The sequence below is a fragment of the Mangrovibacter phragmitis genome, assembly GCF_001655675.1.
Lineage (GTDB): Bacteria > Pseudomonadota > Gammaproteobacteria > Enterobacterales > Enterobacteriaceae > Mangrovibacter > Mangrovibacter phragmitis.
On the sequence record NZ_LYRP01000001.1, the window covers coordinates 1209287 to 1230252 of the forward strand.

Genomic DNA, 20966 nt, shown 5'->3' on the forward strand with positions numbered 1-20966 from the left:
AGGCATTATGATTCTTTCTCTTTTAGAAGATAAAAACAAATGGATGAAAGGTATTCCGGACACAATGAGTCTGGCGCACATATCAATTCCCGGAACACATCAAAGTTGTTGCACTGAAGGTTTGGCCACAGCAACGGGTTGGTCCAACTGCCAGTTAAAATCAGCAACCATTCCAACTCAGTTAAAAGACGGTATAAGATATTTGGATTTACGCTGCATGGTGGTAAATGGAGAATACCTTGAAATAATGCATGGCGACGTCGATTATCGCAACACATTAACAACTGTCGTTAAAGAGTGTGTTGCTTTTCTCGAAAAAAATGACTCTGAAACAATTCTGATGAGGATAAAACAAGAGGGTTATAGTCTGGTAAGCGACCGTGAATTTATAAAAACATTCGATAGTTCACTTTCACAATACAAGTATAAAATTCACCAGTCCAACTCAATACCAAACCTGGGAGACGTCAGGGGGAAAATAGTAATCATATCAAATGTATCTGGCTTAACAGGAATTCAATGGGGGAGCATTAATCATCAAGATGTTAGTAAATGTTCTGTTGAGCAGAAAAAACGGTTTTTCCTCGATCATATCGATGCTGCTGTTAAAAGCCAATATAACACGCTATTTATTAACCACAGCAGCATACAGGCACAAGGGTTAAATCACGTTCATTTTTATGCAAATAAAATGAACGAGTTTTTGTTTGACGAATTTGTTGCCGGGTTAGGAACCCGTGATGTAGATAATTCTAAAAATGAATCACCGCATATAGGAATTATTCCTATGGACTATTACCGGGGTGACGTTGTTGATGAAATTATAAAGCGAAACGTCGTAGCTGATTTACTCAACATGCCGGTTGTTTGCTTGCGTAACTTAGGTTTTAGTGATCATCATTTAACGTCCTCTCGCTACCATGATGGTTCTCAACGTACTGTTTATTGCATTGAAACCTATAAATCTGACAACCAAAAATATTGGTTAAAAATAGATGTCGGTGGCAATAACTTTCGTTTATTCAACACTTATTATAAAGAGTTTCTCTACGCCTCTCCCAGAATATCAGGAGGAAATAGAAGGCATGTACTCACATTCATGCCCGGTAAGTATCATGAAGGTTGCGTATGGCGGTTTACGAAAACCGCTAATGGTCAATACAGAATATTCAATGATAAGTATAAAGAATACTTATATATAAGTGGGTATTCCTCCATGCTTTTCACAGAAGAATGTAACTGTCTTGTGGGCGGTAATATTCCTCAGCGTGGGGAATGGACTGTCTATTGATATATCATATACAGTTCAGTATTGGCGCAAATTGAACTTCAGTATGCTGATATTTTTATAAAAGAAAAATGTCTGGGGATATTTTCCAGCGAGTTACCGGGACTGCCAGTCAGCATACTGCCAGTCCCTTTACTACTACGGCGACCATTCCAGTGAGTAACTCACATAGAACCTGGCGGGTCTGACGAAGTCACTTTATCCAGGGAACCGATCTGCAATGGATATATTCATGGCGTGTATATACGTCGAATTATCATTCCATGATACACAGGATCAAGTTAGCCAGGTTGGGGTTGGGATCTGAAAGTCTGACATGAACATGATGTTCATAAACACGAGCCTGGCGCACTGGCATCACGCTGAAAACATAACGACTGCCTTTATTCCATCCTTTAGCTGAGCATTGAGTCTGGCAGAAGATATTGAGCATGTATAAATCATAGTGGAGTGACCAAAGTACTGGCCACATTTTTCGACTCTGACGGACAGGGCATCGATGTGAGAAACTGACCTGTGAGCCAGGCTCGCCAGCATAGCATATATGGTGTAAGCCTTCAGTGCACAGACAAAGCACTGTGCTGTTATCCGCAGCATGTGTTACTCAATACTCAGGCAATTAAGGTCTGATGAATAACATATTGATCCAGCACATACATTATGCTTTATTACACTTGATGATGCGTTAAATTTTTCCATTCACTACTCATGTAAGAACCTTAAGGTATTAAATACCATCCATAAAATATCCATATCTGTAAAGCATCATATTTAATACTTTAAAAAATTTTGCGTAAAGTAGATAATGTGATCATTTACATCATCAGGTTTATCTCAATGCTATAAATTTGCCGCCATAAAAACGCAGTACATCTTTTTTCTTTACCTTATAAAAATTGGATAATTAATATCCACTGAGGATTATTATGGATACAATTCAAACGGCGACAATTTATACAGATAAAAACCGCTCATGGCGAAAAACCGACACAATCTGGATGCTCGGCTTATACGGTACAGCAATTGGCGCAGGTGTACTTTTCCTGCCGATTAATGCCGGTATTGGCGGCCTTCTTCCACTGATATTTATGGCACTACTTGCTTTCCCGATGACATTTTTTGCTCACCGGGGTTTGTGTCGTTTTGTTTTATCCGGTAAAAACCCGGGTGAAGATATCACCGAGGTCGTTGAAGAACACTTTGGTAACGGTGCCGGAAAAATCATCACGTTACTGTATTTCTTTGCGATTTACCCTATTTTATTAGTCTACAGTGTTGCCATCACAAATACGGTCGATAGCTTTATTGTTCACCAACTTCACTTACCTTCGCCACCGCGTGCCCTGCTTGCGCTGATATTAATTTTAGGGTTAATGACGATAGTGCGCCTGGGGGAAAAATTTATTGTTCGTGCCATGAGTATTCTGGTATTCCCGTTTGTGGCAACCTTGATGGTGCTGGCCCTTTATCTGGTTCCAGGCTGGAACGGAGCCATTTTCCATAGCATGACATCCAGTGTTTCCGGGCACGGTTTATGGATGACTATGTGGCTGGCGATTCCCGTTATGGTGTTCTCATTTAACCATTCGCCGATTATTTCCGCTTTTGCGGTCGCCAAACGTGAAGAATACGGTGATCAGGCTGAAAGTAAATGTGCCAAAATTCTCTGCTGTGCACATATTATGATGGTCATCACCGTGATGTTTTTTGTGTTCAGCTGTGTACTTAGCCTGAGCCCGGAAAACCTGGCACAAGCCAAAGCACAGAATATTTCTATCCTCTCTTATCTGGCGAACCATTTTAATAACCCGATTATTGCCTGGTCTGCGCCGGTTATTGCATTTGTCGCCATCACCAAATCTTTTTTAGGCCATTATATTGGTGCCAGTGAAGGCTTTAATGGCCTTGTAATTAAGCAATTACGCAGCCGTGGCCGCACTATTGAGCCAACACGCTTATCCCGTTTTACTGCCGTGTTTATGTTGCTGAGCACCTGGGCGGTTGCCACTCTGAACCCGAGTATTTTGGGCATGATAGAAACACTGGGTGGGCCGGTTATTGCCATGCTGTTGTTCCTGATGCCGATGTATGCCATTCATAAAGTACCGGCAATGCGCAAATACAGCGGGAAGCTGTCGAATATTTTCGTTGTACTGGTTGGGCTGATTGCGATGTCGGCTATTCTGTTTGACCTGGTGAAATAACTGGCTGGAGGCCCCTTATGATCAGTATTTTCAGTATATTCAAACCGGGTATTGGCCCTTCAAGTTCCCACACCGTTGGGCCAATGGTGGCAGGCAATTTGTTTATTGATGAAATAATCGAACAAGATTTAATGCCGCTGACACGCAAGATAGAGGTCGATATCTATGGGTCTTTATCGCTGACAGGGAAAGGTCACCATACGGATATCGCCATCATTATGGGGCTTGCCGGTAATAAACCAGAAACCGTGGATATTGATGCCATTCCAGTATTTATTCGTGGAGTGAATGAAACCGGAAAATTGCCAGTTACAGACAAAACGGGCATGCAGTTCACCCCGGAACTGGTTCTCAATTTTCATGACCGCCGCCTGCCACTGCACGAAAACGGGCTGACCTTCACGGCATGGGACGGCCCGCACAAGTTGTACTACAAAACCTGGTACTCGGTGGGCGGCGGTTTTGTGGTCAGTGAAGCGGAATTTGGCCAGCAACAACGGGATGAAGTGGTGGTGCCATTTCCGTTTTACTCAGCAAACCATTTGCTGGAAACCTGCCATACCAATGGCCTGTCTATTTCCGCCGTTATGATGCAAAACGAAAGCGCTTTATACGGGCGTACTGCTGTGGAAGAACGGGTGACACAGTTATGGGACACCATGCGCCAGGCGATTGAACGGGGAATACGCACCGAAGGCGTTTTGCCTGGGCCTCTGCGCGTACCTCGCCGCGCGTCGGCCTTACATCGTGTATTGTCGCCCGGTGAGAGTGCTCGCCCGGATGCTATCAGGGCAATGGACTGGGTGAATATGTTCGCCATGGCGGTGGGGGAGGAAAATGCCGCCGGTGGACGTGTTGTTACGGCACCAACCAATGGGGCCTGTGGCATTATCCCGGCCGTTCTGGCGTACTACGATCACTTTATTCAACCACTCACCCCAGAACTCACGCTGCGTTATTTTCTGGCCGCTGGCGCAGTCGGGATCTTGTACAAAATGAATGCGTCAATTTCTGGTGCAGAAGTAGGTTGCCAGGGGGAAATCGGTGTTGCCTGCTCTATGGCCTCTGCCGGTCTTGCCGAATTACTGGGTGGCAGCCCGGAAAAAGTTTGTAATGCCGCGGAAATAGGTATGGAGCATAACCTTGGGCTTACCTGCGACCCGGTTGCGGGTCAGGTGCAGGTTCCCTGTATTGAGCGTAACGCCATTGCTGCGGTAAAAGCGATTAATGCCGCCAGCATGGCAATGCTGCGCACCAGTGTTCCCCGCGTGTCGCTGGATAAAGTTATCGAAACCATGTACGAAACCGGTAAAGACATGAATGCCAAATACCGGGAAACAGCCCTCGGCGGGCTGGCAATAAAAGTTGCAATTTGCGAGGCGTAAACCACGAAGTTATTTCTTTTCGTCTGGCCAGTGCACCGGCCAGACGACACTATTTTCCATGGCAGTCGCATACCACTCATTCATTTTTTTCCCGCCATCTTTTTCTTTGCCGGACATATCTGGTTCAGCCGCAATTGCGGCTTTTTTGCGGATGCGTTGTGGCGGACGAGCCTCGGCAGGATGCAGTTCTGCATTAAACCCGCGTACCTCTGAATCGAACAGGACGGACTCCAGTTGGTGAAGCCGGTCCAGTGCCCGCAAAATTCCTATCAATGTGGTCAAAGTGACCGCTCCCCCCTGTTCCACACGCTTAATTGTCGCAATCCCTACTTGCGCGCGACTGGCAAGCTCAATTTGCGACAAGCGTTGAGAAATACGGGTTTCCTTGATACGGCGGCAAAGTTCCGCCACCACTTCATCGTCTGACAGGGTTGTAAATTTCATTGATGCCTTCTGGGGAATACCGGGCTTTCCATCTGTTTAATAGGAATTTTCACAGAATTACCACGTCGCCAGTGGCTGGATGAAAAGCAAAAAATAAATATCAGGGAGTGACAATAGCAGATTATGCTGGTGCCCAGAAGCCAGCCTCACTCGGGATGTGAGGAGTGATACAGAATTTTCTTAAGAGAAACGGACAAGGCAGTAATACGTTCCTTACTACCCTGCCGTAATCAGGTTTAATGCTTATCAGAACGTTGTCCAGCCCTCGTCATTAGTCAGAGCCGTTTCGGGGTGGGCATTTTCCGGCGATGGCAGACGTTTTGCGCTCCGGCCAGGCAATGCATGAGAATGGGCTGGATCATTTGTTTCCCCAAGACGGAAACTTGCCACCAGTTGCTCCAGCAGAACCGCCTGCTCTTCCAGCGCATTGGCTGCACTGGATGACTCCATCACCAAAGAGGCATTTTGCTGCGTAGTGGTATCCAACTCAGAAATCGCCTGAGCAATCTGGGCAATTCCACGACTTTGCTCTTCAGACGCAGAGGAAATCTCGCCAATGATGTCATTCACCCGGCGTACCGATGTAACAATCTGCTCCATGTTTTCCCCAGCCTGTGCCACTAACGAACTACCGGTATTAATACGACTAACCGATTCGTCAATCAGTGTGGCGATATCTTTTGCCGCCTGAGAACTGCGCTGAGACAGGCTACGCACTTCACTGGCGACCACCGCAAATCCACGCCCCTGCTCACCTGCCCGTGCGGCCTCAACTGCCGCGTTCAGCGCCAGAATATTGGTCTGGAATGCAATACTGTTAATCACCGCGGTGATGTCAGAAATTTTCTTCGAGCTGGAGGAGATATCCGCCATCGTAGTGACCACATTACGCACCACTTCCCCGCCCTGTACCGCATTATTAGTTGCCTCAGCCGCAATCTGGCTGGCATGGCGAGCGTTGTCTGCGTTATTACGTACTGTTGAGGTCAACTGTTCCATACTGGCTGCTGTTTCTACTACCGCAGCAGACTGCTGTTCCGTGCGGGCAGACAAATCAGTATTCCCTTCCGCAATGGCGCTTGCTGAACGTGTCACCGACAACACACTATTACGCACTTCACTTATCATAGTGCGCAAGCGTGTGTTCATTTGCCCCATTGCACTGGTCAGTTTACCCAGTTCGTCATTACTGCCAGACTGAATGGTGGCACTGAGGTCCCCGCTGGCAATACGCTGAGCCAGTGACAGATTATGGACCACCGGGCGCGTTATCTGCCGGGTAATATACCAGGTCACAAAAATACCAATCAGAATAGCAATAAGGCCAATTACCACTGTAATACTGGCGGAGCCATATGCCAGTTCATCATTCTGAACTTTTACCGATGCAATTAGCTGTTTAATGATGGCACTGCTTTTGTCACCGGAGGTTTTAACATTATCTTCGGCCGTTTTCAGGCCATTAAATGCCGCTACGTAGTTATCGTTCACCACCTTATAATCGCTGGTGCTTTTCCATAAACGGGTGAAGGGAGCGAGTTGTTCCGGTGTCAGTACTCCTGATAATTGCTGGTATTTCTCACCGGCCTGCTTCCAGGTTTGCTCAAGTTTAGCCTGTGCGCTTTCAGTGCCACTCAGGCGTAATGCCAGCGACTGGTCATTCACACTGCCTGCCAGTAACAAGAAATCATAAATGGTGTATGCATCCTGAATATTACTGACGGGTGTACGAATCAATTGGGTAAATTCCCCCATCATATCTTTTGCATTGTAATTATCTAATTGTTGCTTCACTGAACGCAAAGCCTGCGTAGCCCGCCCCATCCGGGTAATATTATCCTGAAAACCCTGCAACTGAGTTCCCAGGTCATCCACCATTGCGGCTTCTTTTGCTGACCAGTGGCGGCCTTTGGCTTCCTGAACCAGTTCCTGGGCATGAGTGATGAACTTCGCCATAATATCCCGGGTTTTATCATCGCCTGAATAGAAATACTTCAGGCGGTTAATCTTCGCCTGGAAAACCTCAATATTGATGTTGTAGATAAGATTTGTTTTATCATAAATATTGGTGATATCCCGAAAGCGCATCGCGCTGAGGGCTGAAGCGATAGCCACCAGCAGCAATACCAGGCCAAACCCGGCATATAATTTTCTTGAAATTTTTATATTTTTTAATCCGCTAACCAAGCTCATACTCACCCCTGTGTGTTTTTTTTGCACTAATAGCCCGGTTATCGGTCAATACAAAGTAGTTATTTAGCAATACTTAAAAAAGAGTTAATAGATTGTGTGCTGAAACCATTTCAACCAGGCAAATGCCCGAAACATACCAGACAAATGCCTGGTAACGTCATATCTGAACCTGGGTGGCGGAACTCGCGCAAAAAACAGTTAGTCACCTGGAAGAACTAAAAAGTGTCGCCAATAAGTAACACTTAACTTAATGATAAATATTAATTTTTTTATAATTACCCGCAATTATTTTGAGTGTACAAAAAACAACCAAAACGCACTTGCCCCCCATTATTTTACGCAGTACATTACTGGCGAATGGCAGGCCATACTGAAATTTTTTCGCCAAAGACAGCAAACAGAACCAACAAGAAAAATCTCATTATTCAGTCTGGCAACGAGAGCCTTTTATACTTTTACTAAGAGCGTTTTAACAACGTTGTTTAGCGTTACAACTACGCGGAGTGTCAACTGTGAAATACTTTTTTATGGGAATTTCAGTCATCATCCTGGTGTGGGCCGGAACCTTTGTCCTGATGGTGGAATAACACTCTCTATGTGTGTTACTGACAACAAAAAAGGCGCTGATGCGCCTTTTTTGTTGTCAGGGTAAATTAACTTTTACTTTTCACCTTCAGCCGCCAGATTCCGGGTAGAAGGCAGCAACCCATCGGCACGAAACATCGCTTTAATGCCACGTACCGCCTGGCGAATCCTGTCGCTGTTTTCAATCAAGGCAAAACGCACATGGGTATCACCATAGTCACCAAACCCGATACCAGGCGACACACACACTTTGGCATCTGCCAGTAATTTCTTAGCAAACTCCAGTGACCCCATGCCGGCATAAGGTTCAGGGATTTTTGCCCAAACGTACATGGACGCTTTCGGGCACTCGACCATCCATCCGGCTTCATGCAGGCCTTTCACCAGCACATCGCGGCGGCGCTTATATTCTTCGGCAATCTCATGTACACACGACTGATCCCCCTCAAGGGCGGCAATGGCTGCCACCTGAAGAGGTGTAAAGGTGCCATAGTCGTGATAGCTTTTAATCCTTGCCAGTGCATGTACCAGTTCCGGGTTGCCGACCATAAAGCCAATCCGCCAGCCCGCCATATTGTAGCTTTTGGAAAGTGTGAAAAATTCCACAGCCACTTCCCTGGCTCCAGGCACCTGCATTATTGATGGTGCTTTCCAGCCGTCATAAACAATATCGGCATAGGCCAGGTCGTGAACAACCAGAACATCATAACGGCGTGCCAGCGCCACCACTTTCTCGAAGAAATCCAGCTCAACGCATTGTGCTGTTGGGTTGGAAGGAAAGCCGAGGATAATCATCTTCGGTTTAGGGTAACTTTCCCGAATCGCTCGCTCCAGTTCATTGAAGAAGTCGACACCTTCCACCAGCGGTACCGAACGCACCTGCGCCCCGGCTATCACTGCACCATAAATATGAATGGGATAGCTCGGGTTTGGCACCAGCACCGTATCACCCAGATCCAGTGTTGCCATCATTAAGTGCGCCAGGCCCTCTTTCGACCCAATAGTCACAATCGCTTCTGTTTCCGGGTCGATGTCCACCTGGTACCTGTCCTGGTACCAGCGCGAGATTGCACGACGTAAACGTGGTATTCCTTTTGAAGTGGAATAGCCGTGTGTATCCGGCCGCTGCGCTACCGTGCATAATTTTTCAACGATATGCGCAGGTGTTGCGCCATCAGGGTTGCCCATACTGAAATCAATAATATCTTCACCGCGCCGACGCGCAGCCATTTTCAGTTCAGCGGTAATGTTAAAAACGTAAGGGGGAAGCCTGTCGATACGCGCAAAACGGCGTTTTGGACTGAAATCAGCCATAGTGTCCTCTGAAATGACGTCAGCGCCCGGACCGTCCGAGCGACGTTGCCGCTGATGCGACCCTTTTACAATGCATCTCTCTTACAGGCATGTCGAGACATCACAGAAAAAAACACTGTTTGTCTGTTCATAATTGGTTGCTCACTATATATAACGCCAAAGTAAATCAATATTCAGATGATTAAACCAGATAACAAGAATAATAGTCTGGATTTATGCGGCATAAACTTAACGCAGCCCTCCTGCACTGGTTATTCCCGGCCAGGTTTTTTATCATGATGCCTTCCCCTGCTGGATTCCGGATTTTTACGTGCACGAAATATTCACTATGTTGCTGGCTGTCTTTGACCGGGCAGCACTGATGCTTATCTGCCTGTTTTTTCTGATTCGCCTGCGTTTATTCCGCGAGTTATTGCACAAAACAGCCCACACACCAAAAGAGCGCCTGGCACTGACAGCGCTGTTTTCAATGTTTGCATTGTTCAGTACCTGGTCCGGAGTTCCTGTTGAAGGCTCGCTGGTGAATGTGCGAATTATTGCGGTTATGTCCGGGGGGCTGCTCTTTGGCCCCTGGGTGGGGATAATTACCGGTATTATTGCCGGCGTTCACCGTTATCTGATTGATATTGGTGGTATTACTTCTGTTCCCTGTCTGGTAACCAGTATTCTTGCCGGGTTGATATCCAGCTGGATTAATGTGCGTTTCCCCAAGAAAAGCCACTGGCGCGTCGGGATTCTGGGAGGAATGTTGTGCGAAACACTGACCATGGTTTTGGTGGTCTTATGGGCTCCATCTGTATCTCTGGGGCTGGATATTGTTTCCAAAATAGGCATCCCGATGATTTTGGGGAATGTCTGTATCGGCTTTATTGTGTTACTGGTACAAAGCGTTGAGGGAGAAAAAGAGGCTGTTGCCGCACGCCAGGCAAAACTGGCACTGGAAATTGCCAACAAAACACTGCCATTGTTCCGCCATGTGAATGAGGCCTCATTGCGCAAAGTGTGTGAAATAATCCGGGCAGATATTAATGCTGATGCAGTCGCCATCACTAATAAAGAACAGGTACTGGCTTATGTTGGCGTGGGGGAAAATAACTATCATGAGCATGATGACCAGATCAGCCCGACCACAAGGCAGGCAATGCGCTATGGAAAAATAATAATAAAAAACAATGATGAAGCTTACCGCACGCCAGAGATTCACTCTATGCTGGTTATCCCCTTATGGGAGAAAGGAATTGTAACTGGCACGCTGAAAATCTATTACTGCCATGCTCACCAAATAACCTCATCATTACAGGAAATGGCGATAGGTTTATCGCAAATTATCTCAACACAACTGGAAGTTTCTCGCGCTGAACAATTACGTGAAATGGCAAATAAAGCGGAACTGCGTGCACTGCAGAGTAAAATTAACCCACACTTCTTATTCAATGCACTGAATGCTATTTCGTCATCAATTCGCCTGAATCCGGATACCGCCCGCCAGTTAATCATTAACTTATCCCGTTACCTGAGATATAACCTTGAATTAACGGATGACGAATTGATTGATATTAAAAAAGAGTTGTACCAAATCAAGGACTATATTGCTATTGAACAGGCCAGGTTTGGTGACAAATTAACGGTTATCTATGATATTGACGAAGAAGTCGAATGCCGCATTCCCAGTCTGTTAATTCAGCCGTTGGTAGAAAACGCCATTGTGCATGGTATCCAGCCCTGCCGGGGAAAAGGTGTGGTTACTATCAGTATCGTTGAGCAAGGTAACCAGGTACGTATTGCTGTGCGTGATACTGGCAATGGTATTGATCAGGCCGTTATTGACCGGGTAGAAGCAAATGAAATGCCTGGCAATAAAATTGGCTTACTGAATGTGCACCATCGGGTAAAATTGCTCTATGGCGAAGGGTTGCAAATTCGCCGCCTGGAGCCTGGTACAGAGATTGCGTTTTATGTGAATAGCGGTATCACCTCGTTGCCTGCATCTGTGGGTATTGGCCAGGTGGAGAGGGCGTAATGAAGGCTATTATTGTTGAAGATGAAATACTGGCACAGCAGGAACTGAGCTGGCTTATCAAGGAACACAGTAAAGTTGAGGTTGTCGCAACCTTTGAAGATGGCCTCGATGTATTAAAATACCTGCAGCACCATGATGTTGACGCTATTTTTTTGGATATCAATATTCCGTCACTGGATGGTGTGTTACTGGCACAAAACATCAGCAAGTTTGCCAACAGGCCTTTTATTATTTTCATCACCGCATGGAAAGAGCATGCCGTAGAAGCCTTTGAACTGGAAGCCTTCGACTATATTCTCAAGCCTTACCAGGAGTCACGCATTATTGGGATGCTGCAAAAGTTAGAAGCTGCCGGGCAGCAACGCAATACATCCACTCCCGCAAGTTCGGCCGTGCGTGAGAATATCACCATTAACTTGATTAAAGACGAGCGCATTATCGTTACGGATATCAACGATATTTATTATGCAGAAGCCCACGAGAAAATGACATTTGTCTACACCCGGCGTGAATCCTACGTGATGCCAATGAATATCACAGAATTTTGCAGCCGCCTGCCAGAAAGCTACTTTTTCCGCTGCCACCGTTCTTACTGCGTTAACCTGAATAAAATCCGCGAGATAGAACCCTGGTTTAACAATACCTATATTTTACGCCTGCGAGACCTCGACTTTGAAGTCCCGGTCAGCCGCAGTAAAGTTAAGGAGTTTCGGCAGTTAATGCGCCTGTAAAACCCAGGTAATTCACCCGGCGGCAGTGCAGGCCAACAGGCGCGGACACCACGCCTGCCAGCCAACATAACTATCAGATGATTTGCCCCAGAGTCTGGCGCAAATAGGCACCTGCGCCTAATAAGCCAGGCTGGTCATGAACAATCAAATAGACCGGAATATCTTCAACGTAAGATTTAAATCGCCCTTTGTCTTCAAAACCACCACGGAAACCAGAGGCTTTAAAGAAATCGAGGAAACGCGGCACAATGCCTCCGGCGATGTACACACCGCCAAAGGTCCCCAGGTTAAGCGCCAGGTTGCCACCGAAACGGCCCATAATCACACAAAACAGTGACAATGCACGGCGGCAATCAGTACAACTGTCATCCAGCGCTTTTTCCGTGACATCTTTGGGTTGTAAGTTTTCTGGCAACCGGCCATCTGCTTTCACAATAGCCCGGTAAAGGTTAACCAGCCCGGGGCCAGATAACACGCGCTCGGCGGAGACATGCCCCAGTTCTTCGCGCAGGTGCTCAAGAATAATGCCTTCTTCTTCACTATTGGGGGCGTAATCTACATGCCCGCCTTCACCCGGCAAACTCACCCAGCGTTTGTCTACATGGACCAGGTGCGCCACGCCTAACCCGGTGCCGGCACCGTAAACTGCTATAGGTTTGTTCTCCACCGGCTTATCGCCGCCAAACTGAATCAGATGTTCAGGTTTAAGCACCGGAATCGCCATCGACACAGCAGTGAAATCATTAATGATTTCAAGGTGGTCAAAGCCCAGACTGGCTTTAACTTCTTCAATAGAAAAAGCCCATGAATGGTTGGTCATAGCCACCCAGTCACCATTAATCGGGCAGGCGATGGCGATACAACCATCCGTGACACTGACATTATGTTCTTTCAGGTACACTTTTATGACCGATTCAAGACCGGGGTAATCCAGCCCTGAATACGTTTTCGCCTGCGAGATTTCACCTGTAGCGACATCACACAGAGCTAACCGCGCATTGGTGCCCCCAACATCTCCCACCAAAGCATATTTTGTCATTTGCCATTCGCTCCACTTAAGTCAGAAAAATTCCTGATAACAGAGTAAAATCAAGTCAGTGATATCAACAAACAACATAGCATACCCAGGGTGTGATTATTGAGCCATATCACATAATCTCATTCGCTCTTCCCCCTGGGCCGGTATTTCGTCTGGCAGGAGTGCGAAGCCAGCGCAGGGTTACCAGGCGCTGGCACTGGATTCACAACCTGAGGTTTCATCTTCTGCGGCCAGTTATACATCAATACGCGTTATTTGACCGTCATCAGCGCAGTTATTCACCAGCCTGATTTAATTAAAATTCAAGAAATTTTCTTTGCAGTGTCTGATAATCAGTTTACCGTTTCAGTTTATTGACCCAGTGTGCTTAGCAATCAGTCTGGAGAATCAGACCGACTTTTACGTAAGGATTTTCTTATGCTGCATCCGCGAGCCCGAACGCTCCTGGTTCTTTCCTGCCCCGCAATATTGATTGGCATTGCCACCAGTCTGGTACTGCACCTGGTTTTGAATGTCTCCTGGGTGATGGAAAAATTCCTGTGGATTGTGCTACCGCAAAGCATGGGTACCTCCGGGGATGCGCCATTTTGGATATTGAGTGTATTAACACTTACTGGCCTTGCTGTAGGGCTCATCATTCGCTATATGCCCGGTGAAGGTGGGCCAGACCCCGCACTTGAGCCGTTGATAAGCCCGCCAATCACCCTCTCAGCCCTGCCAGGATTACTGCTGGCAATGCTGCTGGGTCTGGCTGGTGGTGTCAGCCTTGGGCCTGAGCACCCTATTATGTCGGTTAATATTGCACTGACGGTTGCTCTTGGCGCGCGCGTGCTGCCTAAAGTCAGTGCATTCGACTGGACTATTCTGGCAGCGGCCGGAACCGTTGGCGCACTGTTTGGTGCGCCTGTTGCCGCAGCACTGATTTTTGCCCAGACACTCAATGCTGGCAATGATGCTCCGCTATGGGACCGCCTGTTTGCACCGTTGTTAGCCGCAGCCACCGGCGCGGTCTGTACCCAACTGATGTCTGGCTCACTGTTTATTATTCCCCTGGCCCCCTACCCTGGGTTGCATTTTATTGACCTGATAAGCGGCAGTGTGGTGGCGATAATAGCTATTGCTTTAGGCATGATGGCGGTTTGGGGGTTTCCAAAACTGCACTACCTGATGCGTCAGGTCAATAACCCAATCCTGATGCTAACCGCCGGGGGTTTTGTACTCGGTTTACTGGGTGTAATCGGTGGTGGCGTCACGTTATTCAGTGGGCTGCGCGAAGTGACAACACTGTTTACCGGGAAGTTTACCGTATCAGACTACCTGCTCTTTGTTATTGTAAAACTTCTGGCACTGGTTGTTGCCGCTGCCTGTGGTTTTCGTGGTGGGCGTATATTCCCGGCCATTTTCGTCGGTATTGCTTTGGGAATTATGCTCCACCAACATGTCACAGCTGTACCTCTCGCTGTGACATTATCCTGCTCTGTGCTGGGAATTATGCTGGTTGTTACCCGGGATGGCTGGCTGAGCCTGTTTATTGCTGCCTCAGTCGTGCCTGATTTGCGCCTGTTACCGCTATTGTGTGTGGTCATACTCCCGGCCTGGCTGATACTGACCGGGAGGCCATTAATGACTGCCGACCGCCGCAAACGCGAATAACTAATTAAGACGGGTTATTACGTTGTTCGAGAGAAGTGGTGACAGCACTGAGTAATGCCGGTAGATCATTTTCTGGCAACATCACTTCAATAAAGGATAACCGGTTAGCACAGGATGCGGTTTCCAGTACGCTTTGTAACTGTACAGCTTCACTTACCCGCCAACTTTGCGCCTGGCAGGATTCGCTCATCGCCTGGGCCAGATGGGTCCAGTTCCATTGAGCAATATCATTATAAGGCTGCTCAGCACCGTGAATGGCCCGTTCAACCGTATAGCCGCGGTTATTGAGCAGTAAGATGATGGGCTTCAGGCCATCACGCAGCATGGAACCCAGTTCCTGAATGGTGAGTTGCGCCGCACCATCACCAATAATGACTATCACCCTTCGCCCTGGCAACGCGGTTTGAACACCATATGCCGCAGGCAAGGCAAACCCAATTGAGCCCCATAACGGCTGAACTACCATTTTGGCTCCATGTGGCAACACTAACGAAGCTACCCCAAATGATGCCGTACCCTGATCGGCAATAACAATATCACCCGGTTTCAGTGCATCCTGCACCACCCGCCATAATGCGTCCTGGTCGAGCAATCCTAACTGGCGCGGTACCCGAGGCTCAGGTGCCGGAATAACAGGTTGTCTGGGCAAGTCTGTGCGGCAAAGTTGTTGCAGTATAGTCAGCGTGGTGCTCATGGGAATACCATGGAACCACTGCTCATCAATACGTACAGCATCGGGCTGGACATCCACGGTCTGTTCCAGTGTGAGCTTCTGGCTGAATCCGCAAGTAATTGTGTCAATAAACTTCACCCCTACACAAAACACCAGGTCTGCTTCTTCGATGGCATGTAACACCCGTAAAGTGCTCGATTTACCGCAATACAGTCCAACAAAGCCGGGGTTGGTTTCATCGAACAGGCCTTTTCCCATTATCAGGCTGGCATGAGGTAATGGGTTTTCATCCATCCATGCCTGCAAAACTGGTTGAGCACCAAAGCGCTGAGCCAAAAAGTCCGCCAACAACGCAACCCGGTGGCTGCCACGAATTTTATCGCGTAATGCATTTCGCAACGCATCAAGCTGTTCGGGATGTGCGGGGGGCAGTGTTGGAGTGATAACGTTTACAGGAGGTTGTACAGAAATTTTTGCAACATCGGCAGGTAACTGCAAGTAACCGGGTTTACGTTGTGTGAGCATGTCATGCAATACCCGGTCAATTTCGCGGCAGGCATTTTCGGGTGTCAGTAACGCCTGACTACAAGTAATTTCCGCAGACATACGCTGAAAGCGCTGAAACTCACCATCTCCCAAAGTGTGATGCACCAGATCTCCGGCCCGTTGTGTTTTCAGACAAGGCGCTCCCACGATATGGATGACTGGCAAGTATTCTGCACAGCTTCCGGCAACCCCATTCAGCGCACTCAACTCACCAACACCAAAGGTGGTAACCAGTGCGGCGGCACCACGCGCCCGGGCATAACCATCTGCGGCATAAGCCGCGTTTAATTCATTTGCACACCCCACCCAGCTTAAATGGGGGTGCGCAACTATATGGTCAAGAAACTGCAAATTATAGTCGCCCGGCACCCCAAAAATATGCGCAATTCCACACTCGCTGAGTCTGTCAACGAGGTAATCCGCAACAGTGTAAGAGCCCTGCATAGTAATGATCCTTATAACATTTACCTCCAGTAAGTATTGTGGATGTGTGATCGATGTCCAGAATAAAACTGGAAAAAGTCATGGAACGCGCGCTTTACAATGACTTCAGTTATGCTGGCTTGTGAATGTAAACGTATACACGAAGGATGGAACAATATGGTTTACCACCCGAATCCTGGCCGCTATGAAACAATGCGCTGGCGACGCTGTGGGCGTAGTGGCTTACAATTACCACTGGTTTCTCTGGGGTTGTGGCATAACTTCGGAGAAAACAGCCAGCCAGAGAATTGCCGTCGTTTATTGCGCCGGGCTTTTGATCTGGGTATTACTCATTTTGATTTAGCAAATAATTATGGGCCACCGCCGGGTTCAGCTGAAACCCAGTTTGGTGCTCTGTTGCGCAGTGATTTTGCAGCATTACGCGATGAACTGGTCATTTCAACCAAGGCGGGCTACACCATGTGGCCGGGTCCCTATGGTGACTGGGGTTCACGCAAGTACCTTATCTCCAGTCTGAACCAGAGCCTGAAGCGCATGGGGCTGGACTATGTAGATATTTTTTATCATCATCGCCCGGACCCAAATACTCCACTGGAAGAAACAATGGGCGCACTTGACAGTATTGTCCGCCAGGGTAAAGCGCTGTACGTGGGTATTTCTAATTACCCGGCGGAGCTGGCGCGTAATGCCAGCCAGATATTGCGGAAAATGGGCACCCCGTGCCTTATTCATCAGCCACGTTATTCTATGTTTGAACGCACTCCAGAACAGGGGCTGCTGGATGTATTGGGTGAAGAAGGTGTCGGTTGTATTGCTTTTTCGCCGTTAGCTGGAGGGTTACTGACAGACCGTTACCTGAATGGTATTCCTGCAGATTCACGCATCGCCAGTGCCAGCCGTTTCCTGACTCCGGACAACCTTACCCCAGAAAAACTCGCCATTATTGGTCAGTTGAATGACCTGGCTCTGCGCCGGGGACAAAAACTGGCACAAATGGCGCTGGCATGGGTACTCAGAAATGAAAATGTGACCTCGGTTCTGATTGGTGCCAGTAAGACCAGTCAGCTTGATGATGCTGCGGGGATCATGAATAACCTGATTTTTTCTGAGGAAGAAAAAGCTGAGATTGAGACTATTCTTGGCGGTAACAGCCTGAAATAAAAAAAATTAGGTTTTCTCTTATCCCCTTGTCATGACATCTCCGTCATGATGCAGGTATGAGACCGTAAGGTCACGATAGTGAAGGAGTAAACCATGTTAAGGTCCCTGATACTTGCTGCTGCGATTATCACGGCAGTGCCGCTGGCAGCAAGCGCCGCCGAAATTACGCTTTTGCCGGCGATTAAATTACAAATTGGCGACCGCGATAGCTATGGCAACTACTGGGATGGCGGCCACTGGCGCGACCGCGATTACTGGCGCCGTAATTATGAATGGCGTGATGGACGCTGGCGCCATCATGATAATGGTCGCCACCGTGGTTGGGATAATGAGCGGGCCTATAAAGAAGGGTACCGGGACGGCTGGCATGACGGCGACGACCGACGTGGTCCTCCACACCATCACCACTGATCTTTATTCAACCTGTACACAAAGCACCTGTATACAAAGCACCCGGAAAAACGTTGGCGGGTGCTTTTTTACTTAACAGGTTTACATCCCCGGGAATGCCCCCAGCAACAACCAGATATTTAATGCTACCACCACCAGCACAATCCCCCATCCCAACAGTTTAGTGTTACGGCTGTTCACCAGTTCGCCCATCAATCGTGAATCACTGGTGAATACCAACAACGGAATCAATGCCAGGGCTATACCAAAGCTCAACAGCACCTGGCTCATTACCAAAATCCGTGTAGGTTCCAGCCCCAGCAGGATAACCACAAATGACGGGATCATAGTCACTGCGCGCCGGACCCATAAGGGAATGCTGAAGCGGATAAAGCCTTGCATAACCACCTGCCCGGCCAGTGTGCCCACAACTGTAGAAGACAAACCGGCGGCAATCAGGCTCAAACCAAACACCGTGGCGGCACCGTGGCTGAGTAAGGGTTGCAGAGTGAGGTATGCCTGCTCAAGGTCCGCCACGCCTGCATGCCCATTGAAATGGAAGGCCGCCGCCGCAGTTGCCATCATTGCCAGGTTAACAAAACCTGCAATCGCCATGGCTATCCCGACATCCCACTTGGTAGCACAATAACGCTCTTGCTTACTGCCATCATGCAAGTACTGTGTCAGTGACGAGTGCAGGTAGATAACATGAGGCATAATCGTCGCACCTAACACACCAGCGGCAAGGAATACCGCTTCACCGGTTGGCAATGCAGGAATAATCATTCCTTTTGCGAGGTCTGCAATTCGTGGCTGAGAGAAGATGAGTTCCACAATATATGCAGCCGCTACGAATAGCAGCAACCCACCAATGACACGCTCAAGTGGTTTCTGGCCACGTCGCTGTAACATCAGGATGAACCAGGTCGCAATGCCTGTCAGCACAGCCCCCTGTAATAAAGACACACCAAAAATCAATTTAAAGCCAATGGCGGCACCGATAAACTCAGCCAGGTCGGTCGCCATCGCAATGATTTCCGCCTGAATCCACCAGAACCAAACCAGCGGGCGTGGATAGTGATCACGAATATGCTCCGCCAGGTTTTTACCCGTTGCGATACCCAGTTTGGCTGAAAGGATCTGAATCAGCATCGCCATCAGGTTTGCCCAGACAACAACCCACAGCAACTGGTAGCCAAAACTGGCCCCTGCCTGAATATTGGTGGCAAAGTTACCCGGGTCGATATAACCAATTGCGGCTATAAAGGCAGGCCCCAGCAAGGTGAGCCTGAGTTTTCTCACACTCCGTCCTTTTGTTTGTACATTGCTGTTGGTCATAATCCGCCTCAAAATATAGCCTTTGCTATGTTTCATGCTAACAAAACGATAATGATTATCAAGTTCATTTGGAGTGATAATCATGATTGTTGTGATAGCCGGGAACAATGGAAAAAGGAAGGTTATACGCGTACTGTTACCTGACAGTACCGTGAGAGAAGGTTAACACAATGTAAATTTTTTGATTGATATACGCAACTTTTATCATCTTTACCTAACATAACATTTCTGTATCACAGCTCACGATTTGGCATTACCACCAAACAAGCGCCTAATAATGTGCTATATGTCTCGTTTTATTCTTTCCTGTTGCATAGAATGTGCACGGAAATTTAACCTGCCTCTAATTTGGAGCAAACATGTCCCGTGTTCTGCATTTTATTCTGGCGCTTGCCATTGTCGCGCTACTGGCTTTGCTGGTCAGCCATGACCGTAAAAGCATTCGGCTTCGATACATCGTTCAGTTACTGGTAATTGAAGTTTTACTGGCCTGGTTTTTCCTGCATTCAGAAGCCGGTCTGGGCTTCGTTAAAGGCTTTTCTGAACTGTTCGAAAAATTGCTCAGTTTTGCAAACCAGGGCACCGACTTTGTCTTTGGGAAAATGAATGATCAGGGACTGGCTTTCTTCTTCCTGAAAGTTCTGTGCCCTATTGTGTTCATCTCCGCATTGATCGGTATTTTGCAGCATATTCGTCTACTGCCGGTGATTATTCGCCTGGTAGGTACTTTGCTGTCCAAAGTTAACGGAATGGGGAAACTGGAATCTTTTAATGCTGTAAGCTCACTGATACTGGGACAATCAGAAAACTTTATTGCTTATAAGGATATCCTCGGCAAAATGTCACGCAATCGCATGTACACCATGGCAGCAACTGCAATGTCCACGGTGTCTATGTCAATTGTTGGCGCTTATATGACAATGCTCCAGCCCAAATATGTTGTTGCCGCACTGGTACTCAACATGTTCAGCACTTTTATTGTACTTTCGTTGATTAACCCTTACCGCGTTGATAAAAGCGAAGAAAACTTGCAAATGTCAAATTTGCACGAAGGACAAAGCTTCTTCGAGATGTTAGGAGAGTACATTCTGGCTGGCTTTAAAGTGGCCATTATTGTTGCAGCCATGCTGATTGGTTTTATCGCGCTGATTTCAGCACTGAATGCATTGTTTGCCACGCTGCTGGGTATCTCCTTCCAGGGCATTTTGGGTTATATCTTCTACCCTGTGGCCTGGGTAATGGGCGTACCTTCCAACGAAGCGCTTCAGGTTGGCAGTATTATGGCGACCAAACTGGTCTCTAATGAGTTTGTTGCCATGATGGATCTGCAAAAAATTGCCAGTTCACTGACACCACGAGCAGAGGGCATTCTGTCTGTCTTTTTGGTGTCTTTCGCCAACTTCTCTTCAATTGGGATTATTGCCGGGGCAATTAAAGGCCTGAATGAAGAGCAAGGAAACGTTGTTTCCCGCTTCGGGCTGAAACTGGTGTACGGCTCAACGCTGGTAAGTGTGTTGTCTGCTTCTATTGCTGCACTGGTGCTGTAACCCCGCCTGAG

17 protein-coding genes are annotated in these 20966 nt (G+C 47.6%); 10 read left to right on the plus strand and 7 right to left on the minus strand.

Features of this window, described 5'->3' with window-relative positions:
- Window positions 1-7: 7 nt before the first annotated feature.
- Window positions 8-1291 (plus strand): phosphatidylinositol-specific phospholipase C domain-containing protein, encoded by a 1284-nt coding sequence (locus A9B99_RS05385; protein WP_064595298.1) that lies wholly within the window; start codon window positions 8-10, stop codon window positions 1289-1291.
- 253 nt (window positions 1292-1544) lie between these two features.
- Here the strand turns inward: A9B99_RS05385 and A9B99_RS23770 are convergent, their stop codons facing one another.
- Window positions 1545-1760 carry a hypothetical protein gene (locus A9B99_RS23770; RefSeq protein ID WP_156518988.1) on the minus strand — a complete coding sequence of 72 codons (216 nt, stop codon included), beginning with the start codon at window positions 1758-1760 and terminating at the stop codon, window positions 1545-1547.
- Between the two features lie 454 nt (window positions 1761-2214).
- On the opposite strand from A9B99_RS23770, the gene A9B99_RS05390 reads away from it, so the two are divergent.
- Both A9B99_RS05390 and A9B99_RS05395 read left to right on the plus strand, forming a co-directional pair.
- A complete protein-coding gene (locus tag A9B99_RS05390) occupies window positions 2215-3492 on the plus strand; it encodes an HAAAP family serine/threonine permease (protein ID WP_064595300.1) in 1278 nt (425 codons plus the stop codon).
- A gap of 17 nt (window positions 3493-3509) precedes the next feature.
- Complete coding sequence (locus A9B99_RS05395; protein ID WP_064595302.1) at window positions 3510-4877, plus strand: L-serine ammonia-lyase; 1368 nt, start codon at window positions 3510-3512, stop codon at window positions 4875-4877.
- 9 nt (window positions 4878-4886) lie between these two features.
- Here A9B99_RS05395 and A9B99_RS05400 read toward each other — a convergent pair whose 3' ends face one another.
- The gene (locus A9B99_RS05400; RefSeq protein ID WP_064595304.1) at window positions 4887-5321 is read right to left on the minus strand and encodes a helix-turn-helix domain-containing protein; all 435 of its coding nucleotides are present in this window, start codon (window positions 5319-5321) and stop codon (window positions 4887-4889) included.
- A 246-nt stretch (window positions 5322-5567) separates the two neighbouring features.
- The gene (locus tag A9B99_RS05405) at window positions 5568-7514 is read right to left on the minus strand and encodes a methyl-accepting chemotaxis protein (protein WP_064595305.1); all 1947 of its coding nucleotides are present in this window, start codon (window positions 7512-7514) and stop codon (window positions 5568-5570) included.
- 512 nt (window positions 7515-8026) lie between these two features.
- On the opposite strand from A9B99_RS05405, the gene ypdK reads away from it, so the two are divergent.
- Window positions 8027-8101, plus strand: a complete 75-nt coding sequence (gene ypdK, locus A9B99_RS24475) for a membrane protein YpdK (protein WP_110025758.1) — start codon at window positions 8027-8029, stop codon at window positions 8099-8101.
- A gap of 73 nt (window positions 8102-8174) precedes the next feature.
- On the opposite strand, the gene alaC is transcribed toward ypdK, so the two are convergent.
- Window positions 8175-9413, minus strand: a complete 1239-nt coding sequence (gene alaC / locus A9B99_RS05410; protein ID WP_064595306.1) for an alanine transaminase — start codon at window positions 9411-9413, stop codon at window positions 8175-8177.
- Between the two features lie 310 nt (window positions 9414-9723).
- Between alaC and A9B99_RS05415 the strand changes: the two genes are divergently transcribed.
- Together A9B99_RS05415 and A9B99_RS05420 are read left to right on the plus strand one after the other, a co-directional pair.
- Window positions 9724-11433 (plus strand): sensor histidine kinase, encoded by a 1710-nt coding sequence (locus A9B99_RS05415; RefSeq protein ID WP_156518989.1) that lies wholly within the window; start codon window positions 9724-9726, stop codon window positions 11431-11433.
- Window positions 11433-12164, plus strand: coding sequence for a LytR/AlgR family response regulator transcription factor (locus tag A9B99_RS05420; RefSeq protein ID WP_064595308.1), 732 nt, complete (start codon window positions 11433-11435; stop codon window positions 12162-12164). The genes A9B99_RS05415 and A9B99_RS05420 overlap by 1 nt, the downstream gene beginning before the upstream one ends.
- Window positions 12165-12237: 73 nt before the next feature.
- Here A9B99_RS05420 and glk read toward each other — a convergent pair whose 3' ends face one another.
- Window positions 12238-13203, minus strand: a complete 966-nt coding sequence (gene glk, locus A9B99_RS05425) for a glucokinase (protein WP_064595310.1) — start codon at window positions 13201-13203, stop codon at window positions 12238-12240.
- Between the two features lie 417 nt (window positions 13204-13620).
- Between glk and A9B99_RS05430 the strand changes: the two genes are divergently transcribed.
- Window positions 13621-14856 (plus strand): ion channel protein, encoded by a 1236-nt coding sequence (locus A9B99_RS05430; protein ID WP_064595312.1) that lies wholly within the window; start codon window positions 13621-13623, stop codon window positions 14854-14856.
- Window positions 14857-14860: 4 nt separating this feature from the next.
- Here the strand turns inward: A9B99_RS05430 and A9B99_RS05435 are convergent, their stop codons facing one another.
- Complete coding sequence (locus tag A9B99_RS05435) at window positions 14861-16519, minus strand: alpha-keto acid decarboxylase family protein (protein ID WP_064595313.1); 1659 nt, start codon at window positions 16517-16519, stop codon at window positions 14861-14863.
- Window positions 16520-16675: 156 nt separating this feature from the next.
- Here A9B99_RS05435 and mgrA point away from each other — a divergent pair, with 156 nt between their 5' ends.
- Both mgrA and A9B99_RS05445 read left to right on the plus strand, forming a co-directional pair.
- A complete protein-coding gene (gene mgrA, locus A9B99_RS05440) occupies window positions 16676-17680 on the plus strand; it encodes an L-glyceraldehyde 3-phosphate reductase (RefSeq protein ID WP_064595314.1) in 1005 nt (334 codons plus the stop codon).
- A 93-nt stretch (window positions 17681-17773) separates the two neighbouring features.
- Window positions 17774-18091, plus strand: coding sequence for a DUF2502 domain-containing protein (locus tag A9B99_RS05445; RefSeq protein WP_064595316.1), 318 nt, complete (start codon window positions 17774-17776; stop codon window positions 18089-18091).
- An 81-nt stretch (window positions 18092-18172) separates the two neighbouring features.
- Here A9B99_RS05445 and A9B99_RS05450 read toward each other — a convergent pair whose 3' ends face one another.
- Window positions 18173-19408 (minus strand): Nramp family divalent metal transporter, encoded by a 1236-nt coding sequence (locus tag A9B99_RS05450; protein WP_064595318.1) that lies wholly within the window; start codon window positions 19406-19408, stop codon window positions 18173-18175.
- A gap of 359 nt (window positions 19409-19767) precedes the next feature.
- Here A9B99_RS05450 and A9B99_RS05455 point away from each other — a divergent pair, with 359 nt between their 5' ends.
- Window positions 19768-20955: a NupC/NupG family nucleoside CNT transporter gene (locus A9B99_RS05455; RefSeq protein ID WP_064595320.1), complete on the plus strand. Its 1188-nt coding sequence runs from the start codon at window positions 19768-19770 to the stop codon at window positions 20953-20955.
- Window positions 20956-20966 lie beyond the last annotated feature (11 nt).

Excerpts from the sequence above, each read along its gene's own strand:
- A9B99_RS05385 (WP_064595298.1), top strand. The coding sequence starts at position 8 with ATGATTCTTTCTCTTTTAGAAGATAAAAACAAATGGATGAAAGGTATT.
- A9B99_RS23770 (WP_156518988.1), bottom strand. The coding sequence starts at position 1,760 with ATGTGGCCAGTACTTTGGTCACTCCACTATGATTTATACATGCTCAAT.
- A9B99_RS05390 (WP_064595300.1), top strand. The coding sequence starts at position 2,215 with ATGGATACAATTCAAACGGCGACAATTTATACAGATAAAAACCGCTCA.
- A9B99_RS05395 (WP_064595302.1), top strand. The coding sequence starts at position 3,510 with ATGATCAGTATTTTCAGTATATTCAAACCGGGTATTGGCCCTTCAAGT.
- A9B99_RS05400 (WP_064595304.1), bottom strand. The coding sequence starts at position 5,321 with ATGAAATTTACAACCCTGTCAGACGATGAAGTGGTGGCGGAACTTTGC.
- A9B99_RS05405 (WP_064595305.1), bottom strand. The coding sequence starts at position 7,514 with ATGAGCTTGGTTAGCGGATTAAAAAATATAAAAATTTCAAGAAAATTA.
- alaC (WP_064595306.1), bottom strand. The coding sequence starts at position 9,413 with ATGGCTGATTTCAGTCCAAAACGCCGTTTTGCGCGTATCGACAGGCTT.
- A9B99_RS05420 (WP_064595308.1), top strand. The coding sequence starts at position 11,433 with ATGAAGGCTATTATTGTTGAAGATGAAATACTGGCACAGCAGGAACTG.
- glk (WP_064595310.1), bottom strand. The coding sequence starts at position 13,203 with ATGACAAAATATGCTTTGGTGGGAGATGTTGGGGGCACCAATGCGCGG.
- A9B99_RS05430 (WP_064595312.1), top strand. The coding sequence starts at position 13,621 with ATGCTGCATCCGCGAGCCCGAACGCTCCTGGTTCTTTCCTGCCCCGCA.
- A9B99_RS05435 (WP_064595313.1), bottom strand. The coding sequence starts at position 16,519 with ATGCAGGGCTCTTACACTGTTGCGGATTACCTCGTTGACAGACTCAGC.
- mgrA (WP_064595314.1), top strand. The coding sequence starts at position 16,676 with ATGGTTTACCACCCGAATCCTGGCCGCTATGAAACAATGCGCTGGCGA.
- A9B99_RS05445 (WP_064595316.1), top strand. The coding sequence starts at position 17,774 with ATGTTAAGGTCCCTGATACTTGCTGCTGCGATTATCACGGCAGTGCCG.
- A9B99_RS05450 (WP_064595318.1), bottom strand. The coding sequence starts at position 19,408 with ATGACCAACAGCAATGTACAAACAAAAGGACGGAGTGTGAGAAAACTC.
- A9B99_RS05455 (WP_064595320.1), top strand. The coding sequence starts at position 19,768 with ATGTCCCGTGTTCTGCATTTTATTCTGGCGCTTGCCATTGTCGCGCTA.